Genomic DNA, 24,357 nt, shown 5'->3' on the forward strand with positions numbered 1-24,357 from the left:
AAAAAGACACAGCTCAGTGTCGAGTTAACGACAACGCGAGCTGTGTCAATTTGCTTATATTATACTGCAAATGCGCCAATGAACGACAGCAGCAGTAGAATGATTCCTCCCAAGCATAGAAAGGCATTAAATATCGTGCCAAGAATGCCAAAGACTTTTTTGCGCTGCTTAATAAATAGGCTTATAAAACCTAATATTAAACCAATAAAAGATAGGACTGCTGTACCCATCATTAGTAGGCCGCCGATTAAAATAGAAACGAAGAAGGGCGGGAACTCAGAGCCATTTATAATGCCTTCGATATAAGCAGGGTCTTGCAGAAGTAAAATATCCTGCTCATTCATATCGAAGATGCTGGCAAAGATTACGATAAAGCCAATAACGGTTGAAAGTAAAGCGAGCATGGAAAGGATAAAGCTTGCAATGCCTAGTCCGGAATGCTTAAGCTTACCGCTTGGCTCTTGGGATGACGGATAGCCACCCTGTCCTTGTTCATTATAAGGATTAGCAGAAGCATAAGACGATTGTCCGGGAGCTGCTTGATATCCAGTCATAAAATCACCGTTCGTTTGTTCAGCGGAAGGAGCTGATTTTGGTGTATAGCGCCCTTTAACTTTAAGAGGCTTAGACGGCTTTGGTTCTGAAATAATATCTGGTGTATTTGGTTTTGATGAATGTGAATGTTCCATGATTACTCCTTCAATAGATTTTTTCTAATTATACTACAAACAAAGGATGGATGACTATGTTTAGAAAGTACTTTGCAATTGGTGTGCTTGGTGCTGCACTGGCGATAGCGCTTGGGGCTTTTGGAGCACATGGGCTTAAAGAACTGGTATCGGAACGCATGCTGCAAAATTTCGAGACAGGCGTAAGATATCAAATGTACAGCTCACTAGGAATAATGTTAATTGCTTTAGCTTCTACGATCGTGACAGAAGGGAAGAGTCTGTCAATCGGTGCCCTCCTAATTACGATTGGAACCTGCATCTTTAGTGGAAGTTTATACATTATGGCATTGACAGGAATAACCATTCTAGGTGCGATTACCCCAATTGGCGGTGTATTAATGATCGGTGGCTGGATCATGGTTTGCAGCGGTGTCTTAAAATTTAAAGCAAGATAACATTTTTTTCTATGACAAATGACATATTTCGATTATAATTGTGTTTAAGGTGACATTTTTAATCGTGGATTAAAATCTTTGGCATGATGAATCGAGGGATTAGAGTTGTTCAAGCGAAATCAAATGTATGGTTTTGGGCCTACGATTGTAGCAGGTTTTCTTATCGTCTTATCCCTTGCTTGGATGTTAATTGCGTTATTTATCGTACAATCATTTATGTACCGCGTTATTCTAGGCACTGTTGGATTACTTCTAGTTATTACTGCTATAGTACTGTTACTACGTTCTAGAAAGATTGCATCTACAAAAAACATTCATGAATCAATCGTAGATACATTGTTTCAATCTGATGCGGTAGCACTCGCTCTAATTAACCATGAGGGGAAAATTGTCGAGCTAAATGATACAACTGCCAATATGCTTGGCTATGAAGAGCGTCAAGAGCTCCTCGGCGTGCCTATTATGGATATGATAGAGCAATCTAGTCAAGAAGCACTAGCTAGCTCATTAGAGCAAGTTCGTGCCGGAAAAATCGAATCTATAAACATACATGCGCTGCATCGTTCGTCCTTTCCACTTGAGCTCCACGTCAGCTGTGAGCCAGTCATTAAGGACGGCAGGGTAATCGGATCGTTATTAATCAGTCATGATCTAAGCGATCATAAGCGGAATCTAGAAAGAATTCGCTATATGGCCTATTATGACGATATGACAGGGCTACCTAACCGCACCTTGTTTCAAATTCGCTTTGATGAATGGCTTCTACGAGCGAAGGAAGACCATTTTATGCTTGGTGTTTGTTATATTGATCTTGATAATTTCAAGCTAATTAATGCCTCCTTTGGTCGTGAGTATGCAGATCTTATGCTGCTTCAGATGGCCGATCGTCTGAATCGATTGCTGTCTGAGCATGATTTTGTTGCAAGAATGGAGGGAGATTCCTTTGCATTGCTGCTTAATCATTTAGAGCATATTGACCAGCTATTGGAACGAGCGCAGCATATTTTGGATGCTATTAGCGAGCCATATGATATAAAGGGTGTTCCTGTACATATGAGCGCAAGTATGGGGATAGCAGTCAATATTGATCCGGATGACGATGGCTATTCCTTATTCAAAAAAGCAGATATGGCACTTGTAAAAGTGAAAGAAACAGCTAGCGACCCGATATTAATCTATTCCGAGGAATGGAATAATTCATCCTATGAGCGATTGAAGCTTCAGCATGAAATTCACCGGGCTATTCAAAAGCATGAGTTTGAATTATACTATCAGCCTCAATATGATGTGGTGCAGGGTAAAATCGTAGGTGTGGAAGCACTCATTCGGTGGAATCATCCGACAAAAGGGCTGTTATCGCCTCTCCACTTTATTCCGCTAGCGGAAGAGAGCGGTCTAATTGTCCCGATTGGTGAATGGGTTATACGTGAGGCGTGTCGTCAAAACAAGGAGTGGCTAGATGCTGGGCTGCCGATAGTACCAGTAGCTGTTAACCTCTCCATTAGGCAATTTGTTAGAAATGATATGTCGCTGCAAATCTCAAAAATACTAGAGGAAAGCGGCTTGCCTCCTGAATATTTAGATATTGAAATTACAGAATCTATGAGTATAGATATTAATGAGATGAACCGCACATTAGTGGCAATTAGTAATTTAGGGGTTGGTATTAGTGTGGATGATTTTGGGACAGGCTATAGCTCATTCCATTATCTAAAATCACTTCCAATCAATCGTTTGAAGATAGACCGTTCATTTGTGATGGATATCTTAAAAGAAAAAAGTCATGCTGAGATTGTATCAGCGATCATCGCAATGGCCCATAAGCTCAATTTACAGGTTATTGCTGAAGGTGTTGAAACGAATGAACAGCTTGAGTTTTTACGATCACTTCAATGTGATGAGATGCAGGGCTATCTAAAAAGTCCTCCCGTTCCAAGTGAACAATTCCAAAAGCTATTATATTCTGCTTAAATTAAAAGAGGCTGAGCCGATATTGATACAATCGGTTCAGCCTCTATTTTTTAGTAATCTAAGAATAAATAGTGTAATTCTAAGACTCGATATAGTCCTCGATTTCGTTCAGTCTAAATGTATAAACTTGTTTTTCATCAACATGGTACACCGTAATGATCGATTCCTGTTCACTGACGTTAATGACACGACAAGGAATGCTTGATTTTATCCCCAATCCACGATTAACAATTAGACGTATAAGCTTATTTTTACTCTTAAATTGATGGAATATATCTAAGCTGTGAGAGTAGGAATCCTCTTTAGAATCTTTTTTCTTGTCAGAATCATTTGTAGCAGTAGATTTTGTGGGGCTGGAAACAGCTTTACCATTTGTATCTTGCTGCTGGATAGGAATTGTAGCCTTGGAACCTGCATTAGCTATTCTGGCATCTAATTCTTGTCCGAGCTCGATGCCGGATAAGATTTTATAATCAATGAAGTTTGCTGCGTTTAATTTATTTAGTAACTGAGCTAACGCGGACGCATGATGCTCATCCTCTATCAATAGCTGTACATTGTAAACATACGATGATTTGCTCATCTCATTCATTTCCCCCGCGTATTAAGATATTCCTACTATACCATGAAAAAATCTATTTCTAAAGCCCCAATGCAAAGCATGAAATTATTTAAATAATAGTATAAAATGCTCATTTTTGTAAAATTCTTGGTCTTTTCATATGTTTTAACGTTATAATCAGAACCGTGTGAATTCGAGAAGCGAAAGCAAACCATAAGGAGGAATCATAATGAAGAAAAAATTGGTGAAGACAGGTATTATTGCGACCATGCTGCTTGTGGCATCAGGTGCAACGTATGCAGCGTCAAACTTTGAGAAGATTCAAGCGAATTTGAATCACGCGATTACTTTTAAATTAAAGGGTAGTTCATGGACTCCAGTCGATTCAAAAGGAAAAAAACTTGCGCCTATTACATATAACAACACAACATACTTACCATTAAGATCTGTTGCTGAGGCAACGGGTATGGAAGTTGTGTGGAACCAAGAGAAGCAGCTCGTTGAATTGAAGGAAAAGGTAGTTAGAGAAGTTCAAGAGAAGTTCTCTGAGAAAAATGTAAAGATGACTGCAGGCTACACCGCTGGAATTACGAGAGATGAAGAAGTTCTGCTTGTTGGCGGCGTTCAGTATGATGCGGCTTATATTGTAAAAGGCGTGAATAGTGCAGGCTATTCGGTTACGCTAGAGTTTCCTAAAGGCGTAAAAGAATTAAAGCTAACGCTCGGCTATAAGGATACGAAAAAAGATGGCGGTGCTGAATATTCCATACGAACTACCGATAAACAGACCTACGCAATTGGTGATATCGCAAATGATTCTACGAAATCAGATATAACCGTTGTCGCTAATGGTGAGACGAAGTTTACGTTTAATTTTAAAGCCGAAGCTGGCTCAGATGGCACAGGCTACATCTTATGGGATGATAGCTACATTATCTATGAGAAGTAAACTCTAACCATACTGCTGTCATATCAAAAATAAGTAAACAAGAAAGGGTGTCATTCGAAAGAATGACATCCTTTTGCGCTTATAAAAAGCTATTTGTATAACTGACATTGTGAACACTGGTACACAATCACTCTGTTTATGCATATCGTGTATAAGTATATAACATTCGATATGAGGTGAACAGCAGATGATTAAAATGATACCGTTCTCTTTACCAAGTGGTGCCACAGTTATTGGAACAGAGGTGAAGCTGCCTAAAACATCACTATTATCGATATCGTCGGATAAAGGGTATATTATGTGCGGAGCGCTTGATGTAGCTCTGCTGAATAGTAAGCTTAAGGATCGCAAAATTATTGCAGGCAGAGCAGTGGGGGTAAGAACGCTGGATGAGCTTATGCATGCACCGCTCGAGTCGGTAACAGAAGAAGCTGAGCGACTAGGCATTCATGTAGGTATGAAAGGGATAGACGCTTTAGAGCGAATGATTTAGTGAGAGCGGAGTGGTTATTACGCATAACTATCAGAAGATAGCTTGATACAGTAACGTCCGCGATGGTTGAAGCATGAAAAAGATGCCAAGCTCATATAAGCTTGGCATCTCCGCATATCATATGGTGTTATTGCTCGAACAGCTTACGTAGGTTTTCTTCGTAAGGAGCTGTAACAATGCCTTTTTCCGTAATAATCCCTGCAACATATTCATTAGGCGTAATATCGAAGGCAGGGTTGAATACTTTAACGCCTTGCGGCGCAGTACGCTTGCCAAAGCCTTCAGTAATTTCCTCATCTGGACGCTCTTCAATCGGAATTTCCGCACCTGTAGGCGTGTTAAGGTCAATCGTAGAAAGCGGGCATGCAACATAGAATGGAATACCATGAGCTTTTGCAAGCACAGCAACGCTGTATGTTCCAATCTTATTAGCTACGTCACCATTTGCCGCTACGCGATCGGTCCCAACAATGACTGCATCAACCCAACCTTTAGACATGACCATACCAGCCATATTGTCACAGATAAGCGTAACATCGATGCCTGCTTGATGAAGCTCGAACGCTGTTAGGCGTGCACCTTGTAGAACTGGACGTGTCTCATCTGCGAATACACGAAGCTTCATGCCGCGCTCTTTCGCTAGATAGAATGGTGCTAGTGCGGTTCCGTATTTTGCCGTCGCTAGTCCACCTGCATTACAGTGTGTTAGAACACCCATATCTTCCTTGAACAAGGAAAGTGCATATTCACCAATTGCGCGGTTTGTCTCTTCATCCTGCTGTTGAATAGCAATCGCTTCGGCCTCAAGTGCTTTTTTGCTGTCCTCTAGTGAGAAGCCTTGCACCACAATTTGCTCAGCAGCAGCTTTCATGCGATCTAGTGCCCAGAACAGGTTTACAGCCGTTGGACGAGAAGTTGCAAGATATTCTGCAGACTCGACAACAAGCTGTTTCCACTGCTCTAAGCTTTCAGCTGCTTGGCTCGCCACGACAACGCCGTAAGCGGCAGCGATCCCAATAGCGGGTGCTCCTCGAACTTTAAGATGACGTATCGCTTCCCATACATCCTCTTTCGTTACTAGCGGTAAATATACAATTTCTTCAGGAAGCAAACGTTGGTCGAGCAGGTCAATTTGTCCATTGCTCCACTTAACGGATTCCAAGCCTACATAGGTTTCATTCATTTATCTAATTCCTTTCTCCTTGAGATCTATCTCTCTAGTTGTTTTTTAACAAGCTCTATAAGCTCTTCAATCGTATCGATGGATCGATTACGAACAATAAGCTCTGTACCTATTGCTAGTGCTAATCGTTGTGCAGAATTACGGATCGCAGCATCTTCAATACCATCGATGTCTACTACATGAGCAAGTCCTACAATTCGACGCACCATTTTTGCGCCAGTATAGCCAACCGTATCCTGAAGAACCTTCTTCATATAGTATTCCTTATAGCCCTTGGCTTCATTAGCCATTCTGTCCACGCCATGCGTTTCCCATAAAGCTAGGAACTTATCGTTGAATTGGTTCCAAATCGAAATAATCGTCTGAAGTAGATTGTTGCGGAAAGCTTCGCGGGCAGCTGCATCCTTCATCCAATACTCTTGTCCAGCATAATTCAATAGAAGATTTGCAAAAACCGCACCAATATCATATCCCATTGGTCCGTAATATGCGAATTCTGGGTCGATGACTTTCGTAGAATTCTCTTTAATAAATATACTGCCTGTGTGCAGATCGCCGTGTAGCAGCGCTTGAGCCTGTGTTAAAAACTTTTCGCGCAATATCGCTATTTCTAGATGCAGGTCATCGTTTGCGCGAAGTGCAGCGGCTGCGTCCTCGATCGCAGGTTCATAATTGTTGTTAGATGAAACGGTGTACGGATCATCGAAGATAAGATCTTCAGTAATTTTACATAGATCAGGATTAATAAAGTTTTTTACTTGCAGCTTCTTATCCTGCTGGTTCATCCCAAGATCCGAAGTGTAGAATAACGTGTTTGCTAAAAAGGTAGAGATATGATCAGCGAAGTGTGGATATTCGTTACCTTCGATTAACCCCTTGCGCATAATCATGTGATCGCTCAGATCCTCCATAATCGTAAGAGAGAGCTCTGGATCATATTTGTAAACTTGCGGCACTAAGCCTGGTGCTAGCTTGCCTTCGAGAATTAGCTTTTCACTCTCAATACGAGCACGATCTAAGGTTAGCGGCCATGAATCTCCAACGACTTTTGCATAAGGGAGAGCCTGCTTCATAATTAAGCTTTTACCACTTGTTGAATCTATTATATGAAAAACAAGATTCAGATTACCGTCTCCGATTTCCTTGCAGCTTAAAGAGGCGTTGCTAGGAAAAAACTGGTCTAGATTGCGTGCAATTTCTATGGCCTCTTGTTCCGTCAAAGGATGATATGTTGACATATCGTCCACCTCCAAATCATTATCGTTCTTACACCATAAAGTATAGTATAATAGATTATGACATCGCATGGAATATCAAATTTACCAATTCCATTAAAATTTATCGGAATAATATGTATTTCACATATTGCAACCGGGACAATGCGAAAATGTGAAGGAGATGATGGGATGATTCAACAAGCGAATCCAGTCGCATTTAAAGAATGGGCAGTTACAGTTGATTCCTTATTAAAAGGAGAACTGATCTTTGTACTTCGTAAGGGTGGCATAAGCGAGGAAACAAAGCACTTTGCGTTAAGCTCCCATCAGTTCTATCTGATGCCGGCATATGAGCACCAAAAGGAGCATCTGTTAAAGCCCGCATATCAAGGGCGCATTCCAGATACGATGAAGGGTTGGTCACCAGATCAATCGGAGATGAAGCTTGAGGGCTACGCAGAAGCAGTGGAGGATATTTTAATCCATGATATGGACAAGCTAAAGGCAGTCTCTAATCTTCATATTTGGACAGCTCAGTTTGCGGAGGAAAGACTTAAATGGAAGAAAACCGAGCCATTGCATTTAATTGTGCTGCGGGTTTACCGTTTAATGGAGCCAGTAACTACGGCAATGCAGGACGCATATCGTGGATGCAGATCTTGGGTAAACATTGAGGAATCACTTCCAGAGCTGCAATATGAGCCAGTACTGACGGATGAGCAATTTTCCATTAAATATAAAGAACTGAAGCTTGCATTGACATAAATAACGGTGAAAAGCTTGTAAAAGCTGCAATAAAGTCGTTTATGATTGATTTATAACTAAAACTAAATTATAATAATTATTGAGAATCATTGAGAATCAACATATAAAGATGTAGATAACCGTGGAGGGATAGTATATTATGTCGACGAAATTTGTCATCGATGGCCTAAAAGCCGAAATCGAAGGAAAAGAAATTCTTAAAGGAATTAACCTTGAAATAAAAGGCGGCGAGATCCATGCCATCATGGGGCCGAACGGAACAGGTAAATCTACGTTAGCCTCTGCACTAATGGGTCACCCTAAGTACGAAGTTACAGGCGGTTCCGTATCACTTGACGGAGAAGACGTACTTGAGATGGAAGTGGATGAGCGCGCTCGTGCAGGCATGTTCCTTGCGATGCAGTATCCATCTGAAATTCCTGGTGTAACAAACTCTGACTTCCTACGCTCTGCGATTAATGCACGCCGTGAGGAAGGCAATGAAATTTCTCTTATCAAATTCATCCGTCAAATGGAAGGTAAGATGAAAGAGCTTGAGATGAACCCTGAGTTTGCACATCGTTACTTGAACGAAGGCTTCTCTGGTGGTGAGAAGAAACGTAATGAAATTCTTCAAATGATGCTTCTAGATCCTAAGCTCGTTATTCTTGACGAGATTGACTCTGGTCTAGACATCGACGCATTGCGTATTGTAGCTGAAGGTGTTAACGCTATGCGCTCAGAGGAACGCGGATTCCTAATTATTACGCACTATCAACGTCTACTTGACTATATTACACCTGACCATGTACACGTAATGATGCAAGGTCGCATCGTTAAATCTGGTGGCCCTGAGCTTGCACAACGTCTTGAAAAAGAAGGCTATGATTGGGTTAAAGAAGAACTAGGTATTACTGATGAAACGGTTGGCCAGGCCTAATCGGAGAAGGAGGCAATAGTAAATGAGTACACAATTAACAACTCCGACCGATCGTCAATCTACGGAGGCGCTAGCGAGAAGTAAAGGTGAGCCAAATTGGCTTGTAGCGCTACGTGGTCAAGCAGCTGAGCTAACAGCAACACTGCCGTGGCCAAAGCCTGAAAAGGTTAAAATTGAACGCTGGAATTTAACGGCGGTTGGTCAATATGAAGCAACAGCAGTAGTAAGCTCCATTAGTGAGCTTCCACAAACAGTTCAAGAGCTCATTGCTGAAGGTACTGAAAACTTGCTAGTGCAAAAGAATACTGGTGCTGTATGGTCAAAGCTTTCTAGTGAGCTAGCTGACAAAGGTGTTATTTTTACGGACCTTGAAACAGCGGTTAAAGAGCATAGCGAGCTTGTCGAGAAGTATTTGTTCCAAGCAATTAAGTTTGATGAGGATAAATTAACAGCACTAAACGCTGCACTATGGAACGGCGGAGTATTTGTATACGTTCCTAAAAACGTCGAGGTTGAACTTCCTCTACAGGCAGTTCTTTATAATGATAAAGCTGAAGCAACGTTTGCTCCGCATATTTTGATTGTTGCTGAGGATAATAGCCGTGTTACGTATGTAGATTCTACAGTAACCGTTAAAGATGCTGTAACAGAGGCGTTTACACATCCTTCACTTGTTGAAGTGTTTGTTAAGCCAGGCGCACAAGTACGCTTTGGTTCCGTTCACTCTCTAGGTGAAAGTGGAGTTGATCTATCGCTTCGCCGTGCGGTTGTTGACCGTGATGGCCGTATCGAATGGATCATCGGTGACTTGAATGATGGAAACACCGTATCTGATACGAAGTCTGTCCTAGTTGGTCATGGCTCAACTTCGGATACAAAAGTTATCAGTGTTGGCCAACATAAACAACAAATGAGTCTTACAACACAAGCCGTTCATTTTGGTAAGAGCTCAGACAGTAATATGATTACACGTGCGGTTATGCGTGATTCAGCTTCTGCGATCATCAATGGTGTTACTAAGATTGAACACGGAGCAACGAAAGCTAACGGTGTTCAAGCTGAGAAAGTATTGATGCTTAGCTCTAAAGCACGCGGTGACGCCAATCCAATTCTACTTATCGATGAGGATGATGTAACTGCAGGTCACGCGGCGAGTGTTGGTCAGGTTAACCCTGAGCAGGTTTACTATCTAATGTCTCGTGGTATTACAAAACCAGACGCTGAACGTTTAATCATTCACGGATTCTTGGCGCCTGTCGTTTCTGAGGTGCCAGTAGAAGCTGTTCGAGACCAGTTGAATCGACTTCTTGAAAGGAAGCTTGAGGGATGAATATAAATGCGATACGGGAACAATTTCCGATATTGCATCAAGAGATAAATGGGCACCCGCTTGTTTATCTTGACAGCGCGGCATCTTCTCAGAAGCCGCGTTCCGTCATTGATGCGGTGAGAAACTATTATGAGCTTGACCATGCTAATGTGCATCGAGGTGTCCATTCCTTAGGATCTCGTGCAACTGACGCATATGAGGGAGCTCGTGAGAAGGTAGCCAGATTTATTAATGCGCCATCTCCAGAGCAAATTGTGTTCACAAGAGGTACGACAACAGCGTTAAATCTTGTTGCATCAAGCTATGCGCGTGAAGTATGCCGTGAAGGTGACGAGATCGTGATTACTCCTATGGAGCATCACAGTAATCTCATTCCTTGGCAGCAGGTAGCAAAGGCAACGGGTGCGACATTGAAATATATTCCGCTTCAACCGGATGGAACGATTGATCTTGCAGATGCAGAGTCAGTTATTACACCGAAGACAAAGGTCGTTTCAATGACGTATGTATCCAATGTGCTCGGTATTATGAATCCGATCAAGGCCATTACCGAAATTGCTCATCGCAATGGTGCAATAATGGTCGTGGACGGAGCGCAGAGCACTCCTCATTTGAAGATCGATGTGCAGGAGCTGGACATTGACTTCTATGCATTCTCAGGGCATAAGATGTGCGGTCCTACGGGCATTGGCGCGTTATACGGACGCATGGAGCTGCTTCAAAATATGGAGCCGATTGAATTCGGCGGTGAAATGATCGACTTTGTAGAATTGTATGAATCTACATGGAAAGATGTTCCTTATCGTTTTGAAGGGGGAACTCCGATTATTGCAGGTGCCGTTGGTCTAGGTGCAGCTATCGATTTTCTTGAGGAGATTGGAATGGACGCAATCGAGGAGCATGTAAAGCATTTAGCAGTCTATGCTTCTGAAGTATTGTCCTCGATAGACGGCTTGACGATCTATGGTCCAAAGAAAGAACGTGCAGGTTTAGTTACTTTTAATCTTGAAGATGTGCATCCACATGATGTTGCTACCGTATTAGATACAAAAGGTATTGCCATTCGTGCAGGGCATCATTGCTGCCAGCCGTTAATGCGTTGGTTGAATGTATCTGCAACGGCAAGAGCAAGCTTTTATATATATAATACAACGGATGAAATTGATCAGTTAGCCGATGCACTTATTCAAACAAAGGAGTTCTTCGGCTATGGAATTGAATGATTTGTATCGACGTGTCATCATGGATCATTATAAAAACCCTCGTAATCGTGGGGAACTGGAAGACGAGTCCGTATCGGTCCAGCTTAATAACCCAACCTGCGGTGACCGCATCTCGCTGCAGCTGCAGGTGGAAAATGGTGTCGTTACAAATGCTCGTTTTACAGGCGAAGGCTGCTCAATCAGCATGAGCTCTGCGTCAATGATGACGGAGGCGGTTAAGGGACGCACGTTTGAAGAGGCGCTATCACTCGCAGAACGTTTCTCCTCGCTTATGCAGGGTGAAGAAGTTGAGTTTGACGAACTAGAGGATATTGAAGCTCTATCAGGTGTTAACAAATTTCCAGCACGCATTAAATGTGCTACACTTGCGTGGAACGCCTTGAAAAAAGGGATAGAGCCGCAAAAGCATTAACGTATAAATAAGGCAGTCAAAAAAGGAGTGTGACAGATCATGGCAAAGTCGATGCCGGATTTAGGTGAGTACAAATATGGCTTCCGTGATGAGCATAAAGCGATTTTCCAATCAGGTAAAGGTCTTACGGAAGAAGTTGTACGCACGATTTCTTCGATGAAGAACGAGCCAGAATGGATGCTCGAGTTCCGTTTGAAATCTCTTGAGCAATTTAACAAAATGCCGATGCCAACATGGGGCGGAGATTTGAGTGAGCTAGATTTCAACGATATTCAATACTACGTTAAACCTTCTGAAAAGCAAGGGAAAACGTGGGAGGAAGTTCCTCAAGAAATTAAAGAAACGTTTGATAAGCTAGGTATTCCTGAAGCAGAGCAAAAGTTTCTAGCTGGTGTATCCGCTCAGTACGAATCTGAGGTTGTATACCACAGCATGCAAGAGGATCTTGAGAAGCAGGGCGTTATCTTCACGGATACGGACACTGCGCTACGTGAGCATCCTGAAATTTTCAAACAATATTTTGGAACGATTGTTCCTCCAAGCGACAATAAATTCGCTGCACTAAACTCAGCAGTTTGGTCTGGCGGAAGCTTCATCTACGTACCTAAGGGTGTACAATGTGAAATTCCGTTGCAGGCGTATTTCCGTATTAACTCTGAAAACATGGGTCAGTTCGAGCGTACGCTTATTATTGCAGATGAAGGCGCATCTGTGCACTATGTAGAGGGCTGTACAGCTCCTGTATATAGCACGAATTCCTTGCACTCTGCAGTCGTTGAGATTATCTGCTTGAAGGATTCAAAAATTCGTTATACAACGATTCAGAACTGGGCACCAAACATCTACAACCTTGTAACGAAGCGTGCGGTTGCTGACGAGAATGCATCGATGGAATGGGTAGATGGAAACATCGGCTCTAAGCTTACGATGAAATATCCAGCCGTTGTCCTTCGCGGTCGTGGTGCGAAAGGTACGGTTCTATCCATCGCTGTTGCTGGTAAAGGTCAATTACAGGATGCAGGTGCGAAAATGACTCACCTAGCTCCAGATACAAGCTCTACTATCGTATCTAAATCGATCTCGAAGCATGGCGGTAAAGTATCGTATCGTGGACTTGCTCACTTTGGACGTAATTCCGACGGAGCAAAATCAAACATCAAATGTGATACGTTGATTCTTGATAATGAATCTACTTCCGATACAATTCCATATAATGAAATCTTAAATGACAACATTATATTGGAGCATGAAGCTACTGTATCCAAGGTTTCTGAAGATCAGCTATTCTACCTGATGAGCCGTGGACTTACTGAAGATGAAGCGACGCAAATGATCGTTATGGGCTTTATCGAGCCATTCACAAAGGAGCTTCCTATGGAATATGCAGTTGAGATGAACCGTCTCATCAAATTCGAGATGGAAGGCTCTATCGGTTAATAAGTAACGATAATAGCTTAAATGTGGGAGACGAACTTCAAAGTTCGTCTCCTTCTGTTTTTGCATAAGCTTAGAAAGTTGTGGGGATAAAATGAAAAGCTATGATATTATATTTTTTGATCTAGATGATACCCTTTTCGATTTTAGGAGTGCACAGCAAGCAGCCTTTAGTAAGGTGTTTGAGCAATACAAGCTCAATGACATTGAGCAATATGAGAAAAGTTACCGTAGTATTAGTAAGGTGCTGTGGAGGGACCTAGAAAACGGGTTAATAAGCCTTTCAAAGTTAGGCTCTGAGAGGTTTAGAAGATTATTTGTAGAACATGAGCTTGAATTAGATGACGTTACATTTAATCAAGATTACTTAAAGTTTCTTGGAGAACAAACACATCTCGTTCAAGGCGCTGAGAAAGTCATTAAAGAGCTTTCACATAAACGATTAGCTGCTATTACAAATGGTTTTACTGATGTACAGATTTCAAGAATTAATAAATCGCCATTAGTAGGACGGTTTGAACATATATTAATATCCGAAGCTACTGGATTCCAAAAGCCGCAAGCAGGAATCTTTGATGTTGCTTTTGAGAAAATGAAGATTACTAACAAAGCAAAAGTGCTAATGGTAGGGGACTCATTAACTTCTGATATGCAAGGAGGATTAAACTACGGGATTGACACCTGTTGGTTCAATCCTAATGCTGTAGAAAATCTCTCTTCGATTAAACCTACTTATGAAGTTAATCATCTAGAAGGCTTATTAGATATAGTGAAGTAATGGCTTGGAGTTAAGCTTCTTGAATTCATTTTTAGTTACAACGATGAACAAAAAGGAGAGGAACAGTACATCTGTTTCTCTCCTTTTCAGGCTAGGGCGTATTAAAATTACTTGGATGCATCTTCACTGCCTTGCACATGCAGTGGAGGAGGAAGTAGCCAGCCCTTGTTCTTATTCATTTCTAGAATACGCAAGCCTAATGCTGTCATCGTTACATGGTACTTACCATACAATGCACCAATGTCTTCACGAATCGATTGTCCCATCGCAGCACTGCACGCAGCTAGCGATGCAGAGGTTTCGACTGCAATCTTAGCTCCGATCTCAGGATCAGTAAAGCGTGCACCGATTGGAATATCGTCTAGCTCAACGGAAGGACGTTCTGGCATCGTAGGCGGTGGTGCAATGCCATTTTCAAGTAGGATGGCATCGGTCTCTTTAATCTCGAGCTTGGATTGATCAAGCAAATCATGAATGATTTTCTTCAAATCCTCGTCCCCGGCATGATTGAGGTACAAGTGATAGCAGGAAACTGCACCCTTAGCAGCCCAAGAGGTCATCCATAGTGTATAAACCTCTCCGTAGTGTAATGGTTGTTCTTTTGGATTACCACTTAAAATACCCATATTGGTTGTCTCCTTTATTACAATGTTATGGTTAGTTATTTAAATCATATAGCCCTGGTGCATGCTCGTTTGGCATCTCTGGCATTTGAGGAACAGGGAAACCAACTGGTGGCTGCATAACTTGTAAATTCCCACCATTGCGACTAGGGGATTGTCCGTTAAAAATATCTCCGAGCATATGCTGATCTAGACGGAAATCAAATAATGCATTGTGGAAGCCCATATCAACAAACTTTCTGCATTCCGGATACTTGTTAATATCATAGTTAGGTACAGGGAATATTTTTCCCCAATCTACACCAAGCGTTTCCAATGCTTTTGCAAATGCGTTCTGATGAGCATTATCCCGTACAATAAGGAATCCTAGCGTTTCGCGGAAAGCCTTATTTGTGCTCATCTCATATATTCTTGATTTTTGGAGTACTCCCGTAGACTCTAATACGATGTTGTTCAGCATATCGGCTACAAGATTGCCGTGACAGTATACCCAGGAGCCGTTCCATGGGTTACCTCCAGCATCAACAGGCAGTGAGCTTTGTGCGCCCATAATAAAATGATGAGGATTCGCATTTTTAATAGCCTCATCAAGTGGCGCGCCATCGACACCTGCGTTACCGACTCCCGAATCACCTGCTCCGTTAAGTAATTGGTTTATCGTGTTTTGTACAAGCTCTACATGAGCGATCTCTTCGAGAAATACAGCTCGCAGCAAGTCACGATATTTTTTCTCTTTTCCTCTGAAGTTAGAGCTCTGAAAAAAGAACTGCATCATTGTACGCATCTCACCAAACTGACCACCAAGTGCTTCCTGTAATACTTTAGCCGCGGCAGGGTCTGGTTTATCTGGTACAATCATGTTAATTAGATCCTCTTTATAGAAATACATGATCGTGCTCCTTACTCAGCTTATTTAATGATAAGTGTTGACGCTTTATCAATTACATCATTAAATTATCCAATCGAGTCGTAAATATGTATGTTCAGAAATGAAAAAGCAGGATTAGCATTTTATGCCTTGTATCATTCTATTGAATTACATATGATAGAATTAGAAATAATAAGGTTGAAGAGATGGGATGGAGGATATAGATGAACAACAGAAATCAATATCAGCAAGGGTTTAGAATATATAAAGATTCAGATCATAGAACGACTATGTCTTCTAAACCGATATCCTCGGTCCAAGCGCAATCTCCTAGTCACGGAGATAAGCAAATGGAAATCGCACTGCTGCATAAGCTGCATGCAAAGACGAAAATCGTAGGTTTTCTTGTTTATCAAAGCGACATTAAAGGAATACGCTTTTACGATCCGACGAAGCGTAAATTCATTGATGTCGCGCCATGGCAGCTGAATAGATTTGCCTTAAGTAAGCTAAAGCTAATGGGAATTAGAACAATTGATTTGGTGCGTCATGAAGGTGGTCAGTCAGAAGGTACAGTGGTCGTCGAGTTTATATCGAAACAAGAAGCAGCCGGCCATTTTCGTGCAAATCGTATGGTTTCGAATGATCTGGCAGAGGCACTAAGTGGAATTATGAACTATATGTCCGAGGATGAATATCAAGCACTACTCAAGGAGTTTACATAAATAATCCGATAGCTCAATGCAGCTATGACAGCGTATTTCATAAATAGATCAAGAGACAGCCTAATGCAAGCTCAGGGAGGTAATGATGAAGCAGAAGCTTTATATAAATGGACAATGGACAGAGGGACATGAGCGGGATATTGAGCTCTTATCACCATATACCGGAGAGAAAATTGCTTCTGTTGCTTGTGCTTCTCAGGCACAGGTGGATGAGGCTATTCAATTTGCTGTATTAGCGAAAGAAACTATGCGTTCAATGACTGCCTATGACAGAAGTGTAATTCTTGAAGGTGTAAGCCAACAGCTTGTCGCCCGTCGAGAAGAAGCTGCTCGAATCATTTCCATGGAGTCCGCTAAGCCGCTGAAGGCTGCATATATAGAGGTAGATCGTACAGCTACGACGTTTAAGCTTGCTGCAGAGGAAGCGAAGCGACTCTATGGCGAGATGATACCAACGGATAGTGTGCCAGGTGGAGAGCAGCGACTCGCCTTTACAAAAAAAGAGCCTGTAGGCGTTATTGGCGCTATTACTCCCTTTAACTTTCCTATGAATCTTGTTGCTCATAAGCTTGGTCCTGCTTTTGCTGCTGGTAATTGTGTGATTTTAAAGCCTGCAGAGCAGACGCCATTGTCTGCTTTGCTTATTGCGGATCTGTTTCATGAAGCTGGCTTACCCGCAGGTGCATTACATGTTGTCTGCTCGAGAGGGAAGGATATTGCAGAGTTTATCGTAAAAGATGAGCGAGTAAATTATATTTCCTTCACTGGAAGTCCAGCTGTTGGTGAGCAGGTTCGCAGCAATGCACGTCTAAAGCGTGTAACGTTGGAGCTTGGATCTAATTCTGCAGTAATTATTGATGAAGATACTGATCTAGATAAGGTTGCAGCTCGCTGCGTCGCGGGTGCTTTTTCGAATCAAGGACAGGTGTGCATCTCCTTGCAGCGTATTTATGTTATGGAGAATATATTTGATGAGTTTATCGAAAAATTTGTCGCTTGTACGAAGCAGCTTGTTATCGGAGATCCGCTTGATCTAGCCACTGATGTGTCGGCTATGATTAACTCTGCTGCCATTGAGCGTTCTTTGTCATGGGTGCATGAAGCGCTGCAGCAAGGTGCAGGAATAATGTCTGGCGGATATGCCAAAGATCGAATCATGATGCCTACGATACTTGTCGGTGTACCTGAGACGGCAAAGGTGATGCAGGAAGAGGTATTCGCACCACTGGTAAGTATTAACCGAGTATCGAGCTTAGATCAAGCCATTGAGCTAGTCAATCAATCCAACTATGGCTTGCAAGCAGGAATATATACAAAGCAGCTAGAAGCAGCACTTCATGCGGGGGATCAGCTACAAGCAGGCGGAATACTTATCAATGATATTCCAACCTTTCGATTAGATCATATGCCCTATGGTGGGTGGAAAAATAGTGGGATCGGGCGCGAAGGGATTAAATATGCAATGGAAGAAATGTGTGAGACCAAGCTAATTATCATTAATCGTAGTTAATGAAAACAAGAAAAGGAGCGATCTCGTTTGTTACGAGAGTCGCTCCTTTTTCATATTGTGGTGCTTTCCATTGCAAGAATCAGATAGATAAGATTGCAGTATTATCACTTAGCCTTGATCGTTAGAAGATACAGCAGGTTGATTGCTTTTCTTGCTATCTGTTTTTCTAATGAAGAATGCTAGCAGCAATGCTAGAATACCAAGGACTAGACCAAGCGCAAAAGCTGCGCGGAAGCCTTCAATTGAAGCAAGCAGCTGCTGTGCTGGATCTAATGGGTTCTCACTGTTCTGAAGAAATGCCGCTGCGCTGTTACTCATACGAGAAATGAACAATGCTGTACCGATCGCTCCAGCAACTTGCATTAAAGTACTGAATATTGCTGTACCATGTGGATATAAGTCTGGTGTAAGCTGATTCAGACCATGTGTTTGAGTAGGCATCGGTAGCGTCAAGAATTTTGTGTAAATAAAAATAACCTTTACTTGTAGCAGTTGAATTACGTGTTGCTTTTGAACATGGCTTGTAGTTCTGCACGAGCTTGGTCAAAGCCAATATGACATCTTGTAGCAAAGCGTTGGTTATAGCCTTCGAACTGTGAAACTAAAAATTTCTCTAGTGCTTCTTCGTGAGGAAATTGTTCTTTCCGTTTCGTGTATTTCTTGATCTGCTTGTTAAAAGATTCAATAAGATTCGTAGAGTAAATGCTTCTCCAAATCGACTGTGGAAAGCTGTAAAACGTGAAGATATACGGATTCTCCACTAAAGCTTTCGTTGCTTTAGGATAAGCAGTTTTCCACTTATCACAGAAACGTTCTAGCGCTTCACGACCAGCTTGCTCATCCTTTGCGCGGTATATTGTTTTGAAATCATCACAGATCTCAGCACGATCAGACACACGCACTTTATGAGCAAGATTGCGAGCAAGATGAACACAGCAGGTTTGGTATTTGGCACTTGGAAAGACCTCGAAAATGGCATCAACCATACCTTTTAACCCATCAGAAATAAAGAGTAGCACTTCTTCTGTGCCTCTTTCTCGAAGGTCTTGCAGAAGCTCTTTCCATACGTAGGCAGACTCAGTTGGAGCGATGGCATAGCTAAGCACCTCCTTAGAACCGTCTTCACGAATGCCTACAGCTAGGTAAACGGCTTCTTTCGAAACAGTCTCACGCTTTACAGCAATGTAGGTTGCATCCAAATAGACACAGACATAGCGCTGGGCTAATGGGCGCTTTAGGAACGCATCAACATGCTCTACCATCACTTGCGTCATGTTAGATATGGTTTGTGGTGTGTAATGATGCCCATACATTTTCTCGATCAGATCAGCGATTTCAGTCATGGTTACGCCCTTTTGGAACATATGAATGACAAACGATTCTAACGTGTCGTTGGATCGCTTGTAGGGCGCTACGGTCTGCTGCTTGAACTCTCCATTACGATCACGAGGGATTTGAAGGTGCAGATCGCCGTATTCCGTATGGAGCGTACGTGTATAGCTGCCGTTACGAGAATTGCCTGTATTGAAGCCTGCACGATCATACTTTTCGTAATCTAGGAAGGCGGTTAACTCGGTTGTTAACAAGTGATTCATCGCTCTTTCGAGGTGAATACGAAAAATTTCAGTCACATCTTGTTTTGTAACTAGAGCTTGGACTAAATCTGTTGTAAAATGATTCATAGGGAAGACCTCTCTCTGTGAATTTTGTGTGGTAACTCAATTCTACAAGAAAAGGTCTTCCTTTTGCATTTATTCATTTACACATAATATTTTATACTCTCTAGGCATCATCGCAAGTGCAATACCAACCATAAGTATAATATGATAAGTAATAATTTGTGCACTTGTAGTGTCACTTCCGACGCCCGTGAATAGCCATATAGCAAACACTATCAAAGCGATCCCTGGCACAATGATGACGCGAGGACCGAATCGGTCAAACAACTTTCCAGTTATCGGTGCCATAATCCCGTTTAGAATGGAAGCAGGCAGCATAATTAGACCAGATTTGAATGCAGTAACAAGCAATACTGTTTGTAAAAATAGCGGCAGCAGAACCATAGTCGAAAACATAGACATCATAACGACGCACATCAGGACAACGGTAAGTGAAAACATAGGAAAACGGAATGCGCGAAGATCGAGGATAGGGCTTTCCACTCTCAATTGTCGTAGGATAAAGAGTAGAAGGGACAATCCACCAGCAATCATCGTGGTGTAGACGATAGGATCACTCCAGCCATAATCCCCTGAAGCACTAAAGCTGTATACGATACCGCCGAAACCAATCGTTGATAGGATAATAGATAGCCAATCTACCTTCGGCTTGGTAACAACAGTTACGTTTTTCATATATAACGCACCGAGTATAATCGATATTGCAGCCAGTGGAATAACGATTATAAATAACCAGCGCCAATTCAACTGATCAACAATAATACCTGATAAGGTCGGTCCAATAGCCGGGGCAAACGTCATAACAAGCCCTATCAGGCCCATTGCTCCGCCACGCTTTTCAGGTGGAATAATTACAAGGATCGTATTCATCATTAATGGAATCATTAACCCTGTACCTAAAGCCTGAATAATTCTTCCGATAAGTAAAACTCCAAAGCTTGGCGCTATAGCAGCAATAACGGTACCTATAAAAAAGCTAACCATTGATGCTAAAAACATTTGTCGAGATGTGAGCCATTGTTGCAGAATAGCAGTAACTGGTACAAGCACACCCACGACAAGCATATAACCTGTTGTAAGCCATTGAATGGTTGCGTAGCTCACTTGTAGATCTTCTACAAGGACAGCTAATGCGTTACCAAGTAATGTCTCATTCAATAACGAGACAAACGCTCCGACGATAAGTGCAATAAAAATCGGTATGATTTTTAGCTTGCTTACATCAACTTGTGACGTATGAGTTTGTGTGGTGTTTGGATTCATGTTTCTCTCCTCTTTATTTAGTACTTTTTGCCAACACTTATAACTATACTGAAGGCTTTAGCATATGGCTAGATAATTTTTTCTTAATTACTAAAATATTTAAAGCATAAAAATAAGCAATGACAATGCGTGTTGGCATTAGTCATTGCTTACACTTTCAGTACAGTTAGAAGTAGACATGAATTATATCAAGTGTACGTTCTTGTGTCAAATCAATAAACTCGGAGTCAACTTGAATGAGCGGACTAAAATATTCCGTTGGGTGAGTCATAACGATCATGCCTGTTCTTCCGTCGTTAAGTTGAACGCGCTTACCAATAAAGTTAGGAATCATATGAGCGATAAATGCGTGAGTAATGATAGGATCTAATTCGGTAAAGCTCAGACGATATAATTCCTTAAGAACAAATAGCAGATCACGTTCCTTTTGATAGGCACGCGAAGAAATCATGGCGCTATAAATATCAGCGACGGCAATAATTTTACCGAACAATGAAATTTCATCACCTGATTTGCCATGTGGATAACCTGAACCGTTCATTCGTTCATGGTGATCTAAAGCGCCAAGCGCCGTTTCATGATCACCAGTAGAGTTGCGTATAATTTCATAGCCGTAAAGGGTATGACGTTTAATTTCCTCGAATTCCTCTGCTGTTAGCTTCTCTGGCTTATTAAGCACTTGCGGATCAATTTTACATTTACCGATATCGTGCAAGAAACCCGCATTACCTACTTTTGTTGATTGCTCATTGGATAGTCCAATCCAGTTAGCTATGTAATAGGAAAGCATGCCAACCTGTACAGAATGCTGATAAGTATAGCTGTCAGAGTTATTTAATAGCAGCAACAGCGATACGACATCGCGTTCCAACACTAGATTCTGTATTAAAGGCTCAAACTCGGCAGCTGCTTTATCAGTATCGATCTTATTATGTTCACGTGCACTATCGAACATTTCTTTTACGTTTTGCACAACGGAATCATACAATGGCTTCATATGCGGAACCCATTTGGGAGTAGCTGTAGACTCTAATGTGCGTTCTAACATATCTAAATCTTCAAGACTACTATTAATGATCGAACTTCGATCCAGTATTTCAATATATTCGATGGAATGCTGAATTAACTTACTAATTTCCTTACTATGTAGTACCGTGTTTTTAGATAAAATATGAAGACCATAGCTGTTAAAAACATCTTCACGCAGAACATCACTATCGATGATATCTGTTACATGGATACGCATAGCCCACCTCGCTTGTTTATGTTTCTTGTACTGGTAAAGAGGGTAATTTTAACCAAACTAGTCTTGTGATCTATATTATCAAACCGTATTCTAACTTTCAATAATTAATTGCTAATATTACCAATTTAATGTTAGATTTCAACAAATTTCTTCAGTATATTTACTGCAAATTCGACATCTTCAGTCCCTTGTATCATAATTCGATGATCAGGGAACAATATTAGATTGATTTGATCAGAATATTTAATTTTTACGAGATAGCGATTGCGCTTCGTTTCATAGGTTTTTTCATATAAAGCAGCGAATTCATCTAATGTGTAAGGCAATGGTTCAGCTAAAGTAAGCTGTATTGTTTGCCGCCCGCAAATGCTAGTAGAATGAATAAGAGATGCTTCGTTTAGCCAATCTCGACTACCTTGGGAGCAGCATGGACATTGCTCATTTTTTGCATGTGAGATATCAAGGCTCAATTGCTGCAGGCTCCAGCAATCCAGCTGTAACAGTGCTGAATTGCATTGCTTCTGTTGACCAGTCGCTAGCTTCATAATTTCAGCAGCCTGGATGGATGCAATCATATGCACGATCGGACCCAGTACTCCAGCTGTATCACATGTATCTACTGCGCCGAGCTCTGGTGGCTCAGGGAATAAGCAACGAAAGCATGGAGTATGCTGCGGAATAAAGGTTGCTGTGGAGCCGCTTGTACCTACGACAGCACCGTATACCCATGGCTTATTATAGGAAACACTATAATCATTTATTAGATAGCGAATGGTGAAATTGTCGCTGCCATCAACGATGAAATCTATACCATCAAGAAGCTGCTCAATATTGCCAGCATGTACATCTGCAATAATAGGATCAATAGTTATTGAAGAATTTACACGGCGCAGAGCATGAGCAGCTGCTATAGCTTTAGGCATAAACTGCTCGGCATCCTGTTCATTATAGAGCGACTGGCGATGTAAATTGCTAATTTCTACAAAGTCACGATCAATGATGCGCAAATAGCCGATTCCTGCTCTTACGAGCAGGTCGGCTATTGCGGATCCGAGTGCACCCATGCCAATAACAGCACAGGAAGCTGTAGCAAGCTTGTCCTGTCCAGTGGAGCCAATCGAATATGCTTTTATTTGCTTTGCATAGCGAAGCGTCGGATCAAACTTCATATACTTCTTTCCTTTTATTCATAATTTGTGGTCAGAACATGTTGTTTTCGGTGGTTTAGAAGGCTAACATGTTTAGTTTTTAACAGGAGCAGTTGGATCCCAAGGACCAAGCTGATGTCCTTTCCATTCTGAGCCATCTTCCCATATTTCCTTCTTCCAGATAGGAACGATTTGCTTTAACCGTTCAATCGCATAACGGCTTGCTTCGTAGCAATCCGCTCGTCTAGCAGTTGCGACAGCAATGACAACACTAATTTCTGCCAGACCAACCTGACCAATCCGATGAGTTATCGCAGTATCGGCATCCTTCCAGCGCTCGGCGATTTCGTCTCCGATCTGCCGCATCGTTTTAATAGCCATCGGAATATAAGCCTCATATTCAAGGAAAACGGTACGCAGTCCTTCTGTAAATTCACGTGTCGTTCCAACAAAAAGCAACGTGGCACCACATGCAGGCGTGATGACTTTGTTCATTACTTCTTCGACTTGTATTGGTCGCTCTGTTATAACGAATTTGTCAGAAGTATTCCCAGTCTCCTCAGAAGCCTTCGAGCTAGCTTCGCTTTGTCCACCAGAGACAGGTGGCAGAAGCGCCAGCTCGTCGCTTGCCTTTACGGATTGCTCGTCACGGCAATAGGCCTGATTAGCAGCAACGTAGCAGCTCTTTAGAACACGTTGCTGCTCAGGATATTGTTCTATTAAATATTGCTTTAATTCTTTAGCAGTAAGCTCGCTTTGTGCCAGTTCAAGTGTAATGCTAGGTTTTTCAAAACGCTGTGCAAGTCCAGCGAAAAGTTGAATTTTCCATATGTATGTCATAATCTACCTACTTATAATTGTAATCTTAAGTAGTATTAGCATACCATAGTTGAAGGAAAAATGTTATTCTTAAGAGTAGCAAAGAAGGGAAGT

At 41.8% G+C, this 24,357-nt stretch carries 24 protein-coding genes and 1 pseudogene; 13 read left to right on the forward strand and 12 right to left on the reverse strand.

The window, feature by feature from the left end; genetic code table 11:
- Positions 1-59: 59 nt before the first annotated feature.
- Entirely contained in the window at positions 60-689 is a 630-nt protein-coding gene (locus tag NSQ99_RS20470; protein WP_251670219.1) for a hypothetical protein, read from the reverse strand.
- Positions 690-745: 56 nt separating this feature from the next.
- Here NSQ99_RS20470 and NSQ99_RS20475 point away from each other — a divergent pair, with 56 nt between their 5' ends.
- On the forward strand, positions 746-1,126 hold the full coding sequence (locus NSQ99_RS20475; RefSeq protein ID WP_251670220.1) for a DUF423 domain-containing protein: 381 nt from the start codon (positions 746-748) through the stop codon (positions 1,124-1,126).
- 123 nt (positions 1,127-1,249) lie between these two features.
- The gene (locus tag NSQ99_RS20480) at positions 1,250-3,097 is read left to right on the forward strand and encodes a putative bifunctional diguanylate cyclase/phosphodiesterase (RefSeq protein WP_340838906.1); all 1,848 of its coding nucleotides are present in this window, start codon (positions 1,250-1,252) and stop codon (positions 3,095-3,097) included.
- 79 nt (positions 3,098-3,176) lie between these two features.
- On the opposite strand, the gene NSQ99_RS20485 is transcribed toward NSQ99_RS20480, so the two are convergent.
- Positions 3,177-3,680, reverse strand: coding sequence for a hypothetical protein (locus NSQ99_RS20485; protein ID WP_251670227.1), 504 nt, complete (start codon positions 3,678-3,680; stop codon positions 3,177-3,179).
- A 208-nt stretch (positions 3,681-3,888) separates the two neighbouring features.
- Here NSQ99_RS20485 and NSQ99_RS20490 point away from each other — a divergent pair, with 208 nt between their 5' ends.
- Positions 3,889-4,608, forward strand: a complete 720-nt coding sequence (locus NSQ99_RS20490) for a stalk domain-containing protein (protein WP_340838907.1) — start codon at positions 3,889-3,891, stop codon at positions 4,606-4,608.
- A gap of 187 nt (positions 4,609-4,795) precedes the next feature.
- A complete protein-coding gene (locus NSQ99_RS20495; RefSeq protein WP_251670232.1) occupies positions 4,796-5,101 on the forward strand; it encodes a YunC family protein in 306 nt (101 codons plus the stop codon).
- Positions 5,102-5,228: 127 nt separating this feature from the next.
- On the opposite strand, the gene mtnA is transcribed toward NSQ99_RS20495, so the two are convergent.
- Positions 5,229-6,284 (reverse strand): S-methyl-5-thioribose-1-phosphate isomerase, encoded by a 1,056-nt coding sequence (mtnA, locus tag NSQ99_RS20500; protein WP_340838908.1) that lies wholly within the window; start codon positions 6,282-6,284, stop codon positions 5,229-5,231.
- 26 nt (positions 6,285-6,310) lie between these two features.
- Complete coding sequence (gene mtnK, locus NSQ99_RS20505; RefSeq protein ID WP_340838909.1) at positions 6,311-7,522, reverse strand: S-methyl-5-thioribose kinase; 1,212 nt, start codon at positions 7,520-7,522, stop codon at positions 6,311-6,313.
- A 168-nt stretch (positions 7,523-7,690) separates the two neighbouring features.
- Between mtnK and NSQ99_RS20510 the strand changes: the two genes are divergently transcribed.
- The 7 genes from NSQ99_RS20510 to NSQ99_RS20540 all read left to right on the forward strand — a co-directional run bounded on the left by NSQ99_RS20510 (position 7,691) and on the right by NSQ99_RS20540 (position 14,362).
- Positions 7,691-8,266: a DUF1802 family protein gene (locus NSQ99_RS20510; protein ID WP_340838910.1), complete on the forward strand. Its 576-nt coding sequence runs from the start codon at positions 7,691-7,693 to the stop codon at positions 8,264-8,266.
- A 139-nt stretch (positions 8,267-8,405) separates the two neighbouring features.
- Positions 8,406-9,185 carry a Fe-S cluster assembly ATPase SufC gene (sufC, locus tag NSQ99_RS20515; RefSeq protein ID WP_251670237.1) on the forward strand — a complete coding sequence of 260 codons (780 nt, stop codon included), beginning with the start codon at positions 8,406-8,408 and terminating at the stop codon, positions 9,183-9,185.
- 22 nt (positions 9,186-9,207) lie between these two features.
- The gene (gene sufD, locus NSQ99_RS20520; protein ID WP_340838911.1) at positions 9,208-10,515 is read left to right on the forward strand and encodes a Fe-S cluster assembly protein SufD; all 1,308 of its coding nucleotides are present in this window, start codon (positions 9,208-9,210) and stop codon (positions 10,513-10,515) included.
- Positions 10,512-11,738 (forward strand): cysteine desulfurase, encoded by a 1,227-nt coding sequence (locus tag NSQ99_RS20525; protein ID WP_251670241.1) that lies wholly within the window; start codon positions 10,512-10,514, stop codon positions 11,736-11,738. The genes sufD and NSQ99_RS20525 overlap by 4 nt, the downstream gene beginning before the upstream one ends.
- Positions 11,725-12,150 (forward strand): Fe-S cluster assembly sulfur transfer protein SufU, encoded by a 426-nt coding sequence (gene sufU, locus NSQ99_RS20530; protein WP_251670243.1) that lies wholly within the window; start codon positions 11,725-11,727, stop codon positions 12,148-12,150. The genes NSQ99_RS20525 and sufU overlap by 14 nt, the downstream gene beginning before the upstream one ends.
- A 39-nt stretch (positions 12,151-12,189) precedes the next feature.
- Positions 12,190-13,587: a Fe-S cluster assembly protein SufB gene (sufB, locus tag NSQ99_RS20535; RefSeq protein WP_251670245.1), complete on the forward strand. Its 1,398-nt coding sequence runs from the start codon at positions 12,190-12,192 to the stop codon at positions 13,585-13,587.
- A gap of 91 nt (positions 13,588-13,678) precedes the next feature.
- Positions 13,679-14,362 carry a YjjG family noncanonical pyrimidine nucleotidase gene (locus NSQ99_RS20540; RefSeq protein ID WP_340838912.1) on the forward strand — a complete coding sequence of 228 codons (684 nt, stop codon included), beginning with the start codon at positions 13,679-13,681 and terminating at the stop codon, positions 14,360-14,362.
- Positions 14,363-14,469: 107 nt separating this feature from the next.
- Here the strand turns inward: NSQ99_RS20540 and NSQ99_RS20545 are convergent, their stop codons facing one another.
- Positions 14,470-14,988 (reverse strand): DUF3231 family protein, encoded by a 519-nt coding sequence (locus tag NSQ99_RS20545; RefSeq protein ID WP_340838913.1) that lies wholly within the window; start codon positions 14,986-14,988, stop codon positions 14,470-14,472.
- 31 nt (positions 14,989-15,019) lie between these two features.
- Entirely contained in the window at positions 15,020-15,874 is an 855-nt protein-coding gene (locus tag NSQ99_RS20550) for a manganese catalase family protein (RefSeq protein WP_340838914.1), read from the reverse strand.
- Between the two features lie 203 nt (positions 15,875-16,077).
- On the opposite strand from NSQ99_RS20550, the gene NSQ99_RS20555 reads away from it, so the two are divergent.
- Positions 16,078-16,578 (forward strand): hypothetical protein, encoded by a 501-nt coding sequence (locus tag NSQ99_RS20555; protein ID WP_251670252.1) that lies wholly within the window; start codon positions 16,078-16,080, stop codon positions 16,576-16,578.
- Positions 16,579-16,663: 85 nt separating this feature from the next.
- Positions 16,664-18,088 carry an aldehyde dehydrogenase family protein gene (locus NSQ99_RS20560; RefSeq protein WP_251670254.1) on the forward strand — a complete coding sequence of 475 codons (1,425 nt, stop codon included), beginning with the start codon at positions 16,664-16,666 and terminating at the stop codon, positions 18,086-18,088.
- A gap of 108 nt (positions 18,089-18,196) precedes the next feature.
- Here NSQ99_RS20560 and NSQ99_RS20565 read toward each other — a convergent pair whose 3' ends face one another.
- The 6 genes and pseudogenes from NSQ99_RS20565 to NSQ99_RS20590 all read right to left on the reverse strand — a co-directional run bounded on the left by NSQ99_RS20565 (position 18,197) and on the right by NSQ99_RS20590 (position 24,264).
- Entirely contained in the window at positions 18,197-18,529 is a 333-nt protein-coding gene (locus tag NSQ99_RS20565; RefSeq protein ID WP_445670563.1) for a lincomycin resistance protein LmrB, read from the reverse strand.
- A 56-nt stretch (positions 18,530-18,585) separates the two neighbouring features.
- Positions 18,586-19,770, reverse strand: a complete 1,185-nt coding sequence (locus NSQ99_RS20570; RefSeq protein ID WP_210178541.1) for an IS256 family transposase — start codon at positions 19,768-19,770, stop codon at positions 18,586-18,588.
- 93 nt (positions 19,771-19,863) lie between these two features.
- Positions 19,864-21,030, reverse strand: a pseudogene (locus tag NSQ99_RS20575) (DHA2 family efflux MFS transporter permease subunit); the annotation flags it as partial.
- Between the two features lie 166 nt (positions 21,031-21,196).
- Positions 21,197-22,276, reverse strand: a complete 1,080-nt coding sequence (locus NSQ99_RS20580) for an HD-GYP domain-containing protein (protein ID WP_251670258.1) — start codon at positions 22,274-22,276, stop codon at positions 21,197-21,199.
- A 131-nt stretch (positions 22,277-22,407) separates the two neighbouring features.
- The gene (locus NSQ99_RS20585) at positions 22,408-23,445 is read right to left on the reverse strand and encodes a ThiF family adenylyltransferase (RefSeq protein WP_340838915.1); all 1,038 of its coding nucleotides are present in this window, start codon (positions 23,443-23,445) and stop codon (positions 22,408-22,410) included.
- A 72-nt stretch (positions 23,446-23,517) separates the two neighbouring features.
- Complete coding sequence (locus tag NSQ99_RS20590) at positions 23,518-24,264, reverse strand: molybdenum cofactor biosynthesis protein MoaE (protein ID WP_340838916.1); 747 nt, start codon at positions 24,262-24,264, stop codon at positions 23,518-23,520.
- Between the last annotated feature and the right edge of the window lie 93 nt (positions 24,265-24,357).

Source organism: Paenibacillus sp. FSL W7-1287, assembly GCF_038004245.1.
GTDB classification, from domain to species: Bacteria; Bacillota; Bacilli; order Paenibacillales; family Paenibacillaceae; genus Pristimantibacillus; species Pristimantibacillus camelliae.

Excerpts from the sequence above, each read along its gene's own strand:
- NSQ99_RS20470 (WP_251670219.1), bottom strand. The coding sequence starts at position 689 with ATGGAACATTCACATTCATCAAAACCAAATACACCAGATATTATTTCA.
- NSQ99_RS20475 (WP_251670220.1), top strand. The coding sequence starts at position 746 with ATGTTTAGAAAGTACTTTGCAATTGGTGTGCTTGGTGCTGCACTGGCG.
- NSQ99_RS20480 (WP_340838906.1), top strand. The coding sequence starts at position 1,250 with ATGTATGGTTTTGGGCCTACGATTGTAGCAGGTTTTCTTATCGTCTTA.
- NSQ99_RS20485 (WP_251670227.1), bottom strand. The coding sequence starts at position 3,680 with ATGAGCAAATCATCGTATGTTTACAATGTACAGCTATTGATAGAGGAT.
- NSQ99_RS20490 (WP_340838907.1), top strand. The coding sequence starts at position 3,889 with ATGAAGAAAAAATTGGTGAAGACAGGTATTATTGCGACCATGCTGCTT.
- NSQ99_RS20495 (WP_251670232.1), top strand. The coding sequence starts at position 4,796 with ATGATTAAAATGATACCGTTCTCTTTACCAAGTGGTGCCACAGTTATT.
- mtnA (WP_340838908.1), bottom strand. The coding sequence starts at position 6,284 with ATGAATGAAACCTATGTAGGCTTGGAATCCGTTAAGTGGAGCAATGGA.
- mtnK (WP_340838909.1), bottom strand. The coding sequence starts at position 7,522 with ATGTCAACATATCATCCTTTGACGGAACAAGAGGCCATAGAAATTGCA.
- NSQ99_RS20510 (WP_340838910.1), top strand. The coding sequence starts at position 7,691 with ATGATTCAACAAGCGAATCCAGTCGCATTTAAAGAATGGGCAGTTACA.
- sufC (WP_251670237.1), top strand. The coding sequence starts at position 8,406 with ATGTCGACGAAATTTGTCATCGATGGCCTAAAAGCCGAAATCGAAGGA.
- sufD (WP_340838911.1), top strand. The coding sequence starts at position 9,208 with ATGAGTACACAATTAACAACTCCGACCGATCGTCAATCTACGGAGGCG.
- NSQ99_RS20525 (WP_251670241.1), top strand. The coding sequence starts at position 10,512 with ATGAATATAAATGCGATACGGGAACAATTTCCGATATTGCATCAAGAG.
- sufU (WP_251670243.1), top strand. The coding sequence starts at position 11,725 with ATGGAATTGAATGATTTGTATCGACGTGTCATCATGGATCATTATAAA.
- sufB (WP_251670245.1), top strand. The coding sequence starts at position 12,190 with ATGGCAAAGTCGATGCCGGATTTAGGTGAGTACAAATATGGCTTCCGT.
- NSQ99_RS20540 (WP_340838912.1), top strand. The coding sequence starts at position 13,679 with ATGAAAAGCTATGATATTATATTTTTTGATCTAGATGATACCCTTTTC.
- NSQ99_RS20545 (WP_340838913.1), bottom strand. The coding sequence starts at position 14,988 with ATGGGTATTTTAAGTGGTAATCCAAAAGAACAACCATTACACTACGGA.
- NSQ99_RS20550 (WP_340838914.1), bottom strand. The coding sequence starts at position 15,874 with ATGTATTTCTATAAAGAGGATCTAATTAACATGATTGTACCAGATAAA.
- NSQ99_RS20555 (WP_251670252.1), top strand. The coding sequence starts at position 16,078 with ATGAACAACAGAAATCAATATCAGCAAGGGTTTAGAATATATAAAGAT.
- NSQ99_RS20560 (WP_251670254.1), top strand. The coding sequence starts at position 16,664 with ATGAAGCAGAAGCTTTATATAAATGGACAATGGACAGAGGGACATGAG.
- NSQ99_RS20565 (WP_445670563.1), bottom strand. The coding sequence starts at position 18,529 with ATGCCTACTCAAACACATGGTCTGAATCAGCTTACACCAGACTTATAT.
- NSQ99_RS20570 (WP_210178541.1), bottom strand. The coding sequence starts at position 19,770 with ATGAATCATTTTACAACAGATTTAGTCCAAGCTCTAGTTACAAAACAA.
- NSQ99_RS20580 (WP_251670258.1), bottom strand. The coding sequence starts at position 22,276 with ATGCGTATCCATGTAACAGATATCATCGATAGTGATGTTCTGCGTGAA.
- NSQ99_RS20585 (WP_340838915.1), bottom strand. The coding sequence starts at position 23,445 with ATGAAGTTTGATCCGACGCTTCGCTATGCAAAGCAAATAAAAGCATAT.
- NSQ99_RS20590 (WP_340838916.1), bottom strand. The coding sequence starts at position 24,264 with ATGACATACATATGGAAAATTCAACTTTTCGCTGGACTTGCACAGCGT.